The sequence below is a fragment of the Frankia sp. CcMO1 genome, from assembly GCF_977945845.1.
Window position 1 is genome coordinate 1 of record NZ_CDWTMG010000240.1, and the last position, 7,378, is coordinate 7,378.

The following is a 7,378-nucleotide window of genomic DNA, read 5'->3' on the forward strand; positions in this document are numbered from 1 at the left end:
TGAGACGATCGGGCGCATGACGCTGCGCTGGGGCATCGCCGGACCGGGACGGATCGCGCGCGGGATCGCCCGTGACCTCCAGATCGTGGAGGGGTGCGAGCTCGCCGCCGTCGGGTCGCGGTCGCTCGCGCGCGCGGAGGCGTTCGCCACCGAGTTCGCGCTGCCCGGCTCGGGGGCGCGGGCGTACGGCAGCTACCGGGAGCTGATCGCCGACGACGACCTGGACGTCGTGTACATCTCGACGCCGCACCGGCAGCACGCGGCGATCGCCCGCGCCGCCCTGGCCGCCGGGAAGGCGGTCCTGGTGGAGAAGGCGTTCACGTGCACCGTGGCGGGAACCCAGAGCGTCGTCGACCTCGCGCTGAAGCACCAGCGATTCGCGATGGAGGCGATGTGGACGCGGTTCACGCCGCTCATCGTCCGGATGCAGGAACTCCTGGCCGACGGGGCGATCGGCGACGTCCGCGCCGTGCACGCCGACCTGGGCGTGGTTCGCGCGGTGGACCCGGCGGACCGCCTGTGGGACCCGGCGCAAGGCGGCGGAGCGCTCCTCGACCTCGGGGTCTACCCGGTCGCGTTCGCACAGATGGTCCTCGGCACGCCGGACTCGGTGCAGACGCGGGGACTGGTCGGACCGACGGGGGTGGAGCAGGACGCCGCCCTACTCCTGGGGTACGAGGACGGCCGGTGGGCGATGGTCGACTGCTCGCTGCGCATGCCGCTGGCCGGTGGTGCCGCCGTGATCGGGACCGCCGGGCGCATCGACGTGCTGCCGCGGTTCCACCACCCGACCCGGCTGGTGCTCTCCCGGGTGGACGCGGAGCCCGAAACCGTATCGGCGGACCTGATGGGCGGCGGGTACTCCCACGAGCTGGTCGAGGTGCGCGACTGCCTCGCCGCAGGCGCCGTCGAGAGCGCCGTGATGCCCCTGTCGGACACGCTCGCGGTGATGGGTGTCCTGGAGGAGGCGCTGCACACCCTCGGCCTGGAGCTGACCGAGGACGAGACCGTGGCGGTCTGACGGCGCTCAGGCTCTCAGGTTCCGGGTCGTCATTCCTGGCGGGCATACGTGCGGACGGCGAGCGGGCAGGACACGGCGAACAGGACCGCGCACCAGATCAGGGTGCCGGTGACCGCGTTGCCGGTGGGTGCGCCCGTTCAGCAGGGCCCGGCACGCGTCCATGACCTGGGTGACCGGGTTGACGTCGGCCATCGTGGATGACCAGGTACCCATCCCGGCCCTCCCGCCTGTGGTGGACAGAAAGAGCTGGCAGGCGGCGCGCGAAGCACTGTTCGCACGGGAGAAGGCGCACACCCGCGAAGGGGATGCGATCGCAGCGGCGCGGCGGCGGCTGCCGATGGTCGAGGTCGGCGCGACCATCGAGGTGATCGGCGCAAGTGGACCGGTCACGATCCTCGACGTCTTCGAAGGCCGCAAGCAGCTCATCGCGTACTTCCACGCCTGGTGGCCCGGCGAACCCGCCGCTGGGCAGTGCGAGGGCTGCACGTTCTTCAACAGCCAGGTCCGCGAGCTGTCGTACATCCACTCCCGCGACGCCACGTACGCCACGCTCTGCAAGGGCCCATACGAGCAGAGCGTCCGCTACCGGGACTTCCTGGGCTTGGAAATGCCGTGGTACTCGGTCGAGAAGACGCCCCCACCCTCGGGCTGCTGGACATGACCGTCTACGGACGCCAGGAGACGTGGGAGGACTCTCCCGACAGCTGGCCCCAGCCCTGGGGCGACGCCAAGAACCCCGAGGTCTGGCGTACGAACGGACGCCCCATCGCCCCCTCAGCCTGTCAGTGCGGTCGCGAGATTCCGGGGTTGCTGAAGTAGCTGCGGCCCGAAGTGAGGGTGCGGGCGCCCATGAGCTGGCTGACGGTCACGAAGTGGAAACCGCGCCGGCTCAGGGTGGTCAGGATCGTGGGGACAGCCTGGACGGTGGTGTGGTGGATGTCGTGCATGAGCACGATGTCACCGGGCCGGGCCGTGGCGAGGACGTTGGCGGCGACCTTGCCGGCGTTGCGCACCTTCCAGTCCTCGGTGTCGCGGTTCCACAGGATGACGGGCCTGGCGGCTTCCTTGCGCACGGAGGTGTTCAGCAGCCCGTAGGGCGGTCGGAACAGGGCCGGGGTCCTACCTGTGGCACGCCGGACGGCGTCGTCGGTCCGGGAGACCTGCCGGGACACCTCGGCGGGAGTCAGCGCGGGGAGCTGAGGGTGCGACCACGAGTGGTTGCCGACCTCGTGCCCGGCCGCGACCTCGGCGCGGACGAGTTCCGGGTTGGCCACGACATCCTGCCCGAGCACGAAGAACGTGGCGCGCGCGGAGTGCTGCCGGAGGATGCCCAGCAGTTCGGGGGTGTACCTGCCCGGGCCGTCGTCGAACGTCAGCGCGATGCATTTCACCTTGTGGCAGTCCACGTCCGGCGACGTGACCGGCGACGTCGCAGGCGACGTCGTCGCTGGCGGCCTGCCCGCCTCCGCCGGCGTGCTCGCCGCCGGCGCCCTGCCCGGTGCGCCGGCCAGGGTCAGCCGGCGCACGGGACGGATCGCCTGTTCCTGGGCCCGGTGCCCGAGACCGGACAGCCAGCTCGCCGCCTCCTCGCGGCGGATGACGGCCTCCTGCCGGCCCATGTCCGCGGGCGCCACATCCCCGGTCGCGAACCGGGCGTGCAGGTCTCCACGGCTGTCGAACGACAGGTCTTGGAGCGTGTCGTCGCGGTACACGGGGTTCAGCGCCGCCTCGGCCAGCTCGGGATCGGCACCAGGGCGCGCGGCCAGGGCGCGCAGGATCCCGCCAATCGCGTCCGGGAGATCCGAGGGCGTGATCAGGGACAGCGCCGGCACCACTCTGTGCACGCCCCCGTCGTACCAGAACGTCCTGGTGAACGTGTAGCCGGATCCGGCGTCATCGAAGGTCAGGCGGACGCCGACCACGTCGCCCGACGCGATCAGGAAGTCGAACCCGATCTGCAGGCCCCGGGAGTCGGCGGGTTCGGTGCAGTCGTTCCGGTCCGGGCCGAGCCCGCCCTTGCGGACCGTCACGAGGAAGTCACGCACCTCGCGCCGCAGGGTACGGGTCAACGCCGCCGCTCCCGGCACCTCCGGGTACGCCGTGGACCACGGGCACTTCGGGTCCTCGCTGGCGTCGCGCGCGATCGTGAGACCGTCGATCCAGTCCGGCATGAACCCGTCCGCCGAGATACGCACGTCCTCCTGCGCCGGGGCCGATCCGGCGGCGGATCCTTCGTCCCGATGCGAAGCGAGCACCGGAATCAGCGAGCCGCCCGCCAGCAGCGCCGCCGCGCCGAGAACCGCCGGCGCCCATGCGACCCTCCGGCGTCGGAACGTCACGAGCTTCGCCACAGATCCTCCATGATCAACGATGTCAGGGACAGGGCCCGGCCAGGACCGGACTGAGTCGTATATGGACCCGGTTTTGGGGTCGAGACGCGACTGAGTCGACGGACGGGAGGGCGGGGGGCCTAGTCGCGCAGTGCAGGGCGCAGGACGTCGGCCAGGTCGTCCCAGGGGACCGTGGCTTCGAGGCGCCCCTGGTAGTCCGGCGTCAGGGCGCCGTCGTCGACCAGGCAGTGCAGCCCGCCCGCCGTCGGGTAGCAGCTCAGGGGCGTGGTGCTGCCGGCCTCCGACGGCTCCAGGGAGAGTGCCGCCAACTGCTCGGCGGTCACGTCGTCCGGGTGGGTGGCGGCCAGGGCCGACCGGACGACCCCAACCGCGTGATCGAGGTCGGTGAACAGGCCGGGGGGCAGGGCGCGTTCGCCGGTCCTGGTGTCGAAAACCAGTGCCGCGTACTCGACGATCGGCAACCCGGGCGCCGACTCGGAGCGGTCCCAGCCGACCTGGGACGTCTCGTCGAGCCGTACCGACAGGAAGGTCTTCCAGGTCGTCGTGCTCGCCGTCACTCGCAGTGCCAGCGGCTCGGGCCAGTCGGGCGAGGCCTCGCCGGTCCGGTTGTGGAACGCGCCGACGGCCGAGGTGACCTCCTCCTCGATCGCCTGGGATATCCGGTCCGCGACTTCCGGGTCCCCGGCCCGCACCGAGGCCACCGGAACGGTCGCCGTCGCCGCGGTACCGGTCAGGTTGGTGGTGCGGTCGGTGAACGTGACGGACACCTCCGCCGAGGCGGCGGTGCTCGGCGCGGCGGCGGGGGCGCGACCGGCGGGGGTCCCGGGTACCTGTGAGGTCAGCAGGCGGGCACCCACCAGCAGTCCGGCGGTCGCGGCCGCCGCACCCACCACGGCGACCACACCCCGCACCCCGCGCCAGCGGGTCCGAGGCATCTCCGGGAAGACCGTGGGCGGTCGCAGATCGGTCTCCTGCAGCCGCTCCGCGTCGGCCGCGAGCATCGCACGCAGGGCCTCTTCGATGCTGCCCATACCGTTCACACCATTCGTCGCGATCACGTCGATCTCCTGGAGGCTGGGGGCGGTCATCCGGTGACGATCGCGGCTTCGAGGGCGCGCAGCCCCCGGCTCGCGGTGGACTTCACCGTCCCTGCGCTGATGCCGAGCGTCTCCGCGATCTCGGCCTCGCTCAGGTCGGCCCAGTACCGCAGGACGAGAACCTCCCGCTGCCTGCGGGGAAGCTGCGACAGGGCGCGCCGCAGCCGGAGGTGCTCGTCCGCCATCAGGACGTCGCTGTCGGCGCCCGGCTCCTCGGGGGCCGCGGGCCAGGTGTACCCGTCCGCCGTCCGGCGCCGGCGTAGTAGCGAGCGAGACTTGTTGACCACCGCACGGCGCAGGTAGGGCACCGCGCTGTTCACGTCGCGGAGCCGGTGCCAGTTGGCGTGCACGCCGGTGAAGGCCTCCTGCACCAGGTCCTCGGCGACGTGCCGGTCGTCGACGAGAAACGCCGCCAGCCGCACCATCCGGAGCCGCTCAGCCCGGTAGAGCGCCGAGAACGACGACACCTCCTGAAGTCGCGCAGCCGTCTGCTCGCCGCGAGGCACCACCGGAAGACCCTCCACCACGTTGACACCGGACCCGCTCCCGAGCTCGGGGAGGCCCAGCACACCGGACGACGCCATCCGCTCCTCGATTCCTCACGTAGTGCGGTTGCCAAACACGACGCATCATTCGCGGGCAGGTTGCTTTTGACGGCGCGGGTTCCGGGGTCTGCGAGACACATCACATTCAAGGGCGGGCGAATCGGTCATCAAGGCCGGGGGTGCGGGTGAGCGCGCCAAGGACTCCGGCGGGCTCTCCCGACCCCATTCCGTGGGCGGACCTCGCCGCGGTCGGTGACCCCGAGGTTGTGGTCTCCAGAGCGGGGGGGATACGGTCGCGCGAGTAAGGTACTGCCGAGTACCCGGCCTTTGGGGCACCGATCATGACTCGGGCATCGACAGCCGCAAGGCCGCGACTTCCCCCGGCCCCCCGCACCCCGCGGTCGCATCGATCCCCCCTCGCACACGGAGGTACCGGTATGAGCAGGACGAGCGAGCCCACGGCAACCGAGCGGTTCGCCGACGTCGGACGCGGGATCACCCTGTGCTACGAGGAGATCGGGGACGCCGGTGGCCGGCCGCTGGTCCTCGCCCCCGGTCTCGGCATGCAGCTCGTCTCCTGGCACATCTCGCTGTGCGAGCAGCTGGCCGAGCGGGGATTCCGTGTCATCCGGTTCGACAACCGTGACGCCGGGCGGTCCACGCGCCTGCGGTACCGGCCGCCCAGCCTGTCGGCCATGCTGTCCGGCCGGATGCCCCCGGAGCAGTACCGCCTCGGGGACATGGCGCGTGACACGGTGGGGCTGCTCGACGCGATCGGGCTGGACGACGCGCACCTCGTCGGCGCCTCGATGGGAGGCATGATCGCGCAGACGGTCGCCGCGCACTTCCCTGACCGGGTCCGCACCCTCACGTCCATCATGTCGAACACGGGAGCCTCACGGACCGGGCGCCCCGCGGCCTCGACCATGCTCCTGCTGGCGCGCCGCCCGCCCCGCACGCGCGACGCCGCCGTGGCAGCGCAGGTGCGCATGTTCCGGCACATCGGCTCGCACGGCTACCCCTTCGACGAGGAGGCCGTGCGAGCCCTCGCCTCCGAGTCCTGGGAGCGTGGCGCCTCGCCCGCCGGGACGGCGCGTCAGCTCGCCGCCATCATGCACAGCGGCGACCGCACCGCGGAGTTGCGCGGCGTCCGGGCACCGACGCTGGTCATCCACGGGGACCGGGACCGCATGGTCAGCCCGAGCGGCGCGAAGGCCACGGTGCGGGCGATCCCCGGCGCCCGTCTGGTCACGATCCGCGGGATGGGACACGACCTGCCCGTGCAGGCGTGGCCGCGCCTCATCGAGCTCATCGACGCCCACGCGCGCGACGACAGACCGGCCGAGTCGCGCACGGAGGCCGATACCGTGGGCGGGTGACGGACGCGAGCCCGCTCCAGGGCCTGCGGGAGCCGGCCACCGCATCACCGGAGGCGGGCGACGTCGCGCGTGGGGACACGGACGCGAACGCCGCGGAGGGTTTCCGTGAGCGGCTCCTGGCGGGATTGCGGGCGTCCATCGCGGAGCGCGGCTACCGCGACACGACGATCACCGACATCGTCGGTCACGCCAGGGCGTCGCGACGCACCTTCTATCACGTCTTCGCCACGAAGGACGACTGCTTCGTCGCCCTGATGGAGGCCGCGAACGAGGACCTGCTGCGGTGCATCGCGACCGCCGTCGACCCCACCGCACCGTGGCAGACCCAGGCGCGACAGGCCGTCACGGCGTACTTCGAGCAGGTCGCGTCGGAGCCGTCCCTGTCGCTGTGCTGGATCCGGGAGTTCCCCTCGCTGGGGACCCTCGCGCGGCGGATCCAGCGAGAGTCGATGAACGCGGTCGTGGACCTGGTCCAGCACCTCTCCGACAACGACGAGTTCCGCCGAGCCGGCATCACGCCCGTCTCCCGGGAGATCGCACTCATCATCCTCGGCGGCCTCCGTGAACTCATCGCCACCGTCGTCGAGGACGGGTGCGACGTGCGGGAGGTCATGGAGGTCGGCGTCCAGGCGGCGGTGGCATTCCTCGGAGCGACGCGCGCCCCGCATTCCCCGGACTGAGTCGTGTCTGGACCCCGTTTCTGGGTACGAACACGACTCAGTCCGGGGAATGCGGGGGCGAAGCCGCAGCGTGGCCTGCCACGACCGCGCGGCCGAGTTTCCCGCTGCCGCCGGTGACGGCGACGCGGCGCGAGCGAGCGTCGCGCATGGCGCGCAGTCTGTCACGGTCCTGGTGCTCGGCAGGCTCGGAACCGTCGTGGTCCCGGCGGGGACGGCGGCCCAGGCCGTGCCGCCAAAACTCAGAGCCTGTTTGGAAACAGGCTCTCAGGGACTGCCGGCGGCCATCCGCTCACCCAGCCGCCGCC

Annotated in this window: 8 protein-coding genes; 5 read left to right on the forward strand and 3 right to left on the reverse strand. The window is 71.8% G+C overall.

From position 1 onward, the window contains the following. On the forward strand, positions 1-1,021 hold a 1,021-nt coding region (locus AC08OU_RS20540), incomplete at its 5' end, for a Gfo/Idh/MocA family protein (protein ID WP_476605584.1). A 160-nt stretch (positions 1,022-1,181) separates the two neighbouring features. Next, entirely contained in the window at positions 1,182-1,682 is a 501-nt protein-coding gene (locus AC08OU_RS20545; RefSeq protein WP_476605585.1) for a DUF899 family protein, read from the forward strand. A 121-nt stretch (positions 1,683-1,803) separates the two neighbouring features. On the opposite strand, the gene AC08OU_RS20550 is transcribed toward AC08OU_RS20545, so the two are convergent. The 3 genes from AC08OU_RS20550 to AC08OU_RS20560 all read right to left on the reverse strand — a co-directional run bounded on the left by AC08OU_RS20550 (position 1,804) and on the right by AC08OU_RS20560 (position 5,053). After that, a complete protein-coding gene (locus AC08OU_RS20550) occupies positions 1,804-3,372 on the reverse strand; it encodes a polysaccharide deacetylase family protein (RefSeq protein ID WP_476605586.1) in 1,569 nt (522 codons plus the stop codon). Between the two features lie 119 nt (positions 3,373-3,491). Further along, a complete protein-coding gene (locus tag AC08OU_RS20555) occupies positions 3,492-4,460 on the reverse strand; it encodes a hypothetical protein (RefSeq protein ID WP_476605587.1) in 969 nt (322 codons plus the stop codon). After that, a complete protein-coding gene (locus tag AC08OU_RS20560; protein ID WP_476605588.1) occupies positions 4,457-5,053 on the reverse strand; it encodes a SigE family RNA polymerase sigma factor in 597 nt (198 codons plus the stop codon). Before AC08OU_RS20560 ends, AC08OU_RS20555 begins: the two co-directional genes overlap by 4 nt. 398 nt (positions 5,054-5,451) lie before the next feature. Here AC08OU_RS20560 and AC08OU_RS20565 point away from each other — a divergent pair, with 398 nt between their 5' ends. From AC08OU_RS20565 to AC08OU_RS20575, 3 genes are all read left to right on the forward strand, one after another. Then, on the forward strand, positions 5,452-6,393 hold the full coding sequence (locus AC08OU_RS20565) for an alpha/beta fold hydrolase (protein ID WP_476605589.1): 942 nt from the start codon (positions 5,452-5,454) through the stop codon (positions 6,391-6,393). Next, complete coding sequence (locus tag AC08OU_RS20570) at positions 6,390-7,073, forward strand: TetR/AcrR family transcriptional regulator (protein WP_476605590.1); 684 nt, start codon at positions 6,390-6,392, stop codon at positions 7,071-7,073. The genes AC08OU_RS20565 and AC08OU_RS20570 overlap by 4 nt, the downstream gene beginning before the upstream one ends. Positions 7,074-7,143: 70 nt before the next feature. Further along, positions 7,144-7,378, forward strand: a 235-nt coding sequence (locus AC08OU_RS20575; protein WP_476605591.1) for a hypothetical protein, incomplete at its 3' end; no start/stop codon positions are given.

Excerpts from the sequence above, each read along its gene's own strand:
- AC08OU_RS20545 (WP_476605585.1), top strand. The coding sequence starts at position 1,182 with ATGACCTGGGTGACCGGGTTGACGTCGGCCATCGTGGATGACCAGGTA.
- AC08OU_RS20555 (WP_476605587.1), bottom strand. The coding sequence starts at position 4,460 with ATGACCGCCCCCAGCCTCCAGGAGATCGACGTGATCGCGACGAATGGT.
- AC08OU_RS20560 (WP_476605588.1), bottom strand. The coding sequence starts at position 5,053 with ATGGCGTCGTCCGGTGTGCTGGGCCTCCCCGAGCTCGGGAGCGGGTCC.
- AC08OU_RS20565 (WP_476605589.1), top strand. The coding sequence starts at position 5,452 with ATGAGCAGGACGAGCGAGCCCACGGCAACCGAGCGGTTCGCCGACGTC.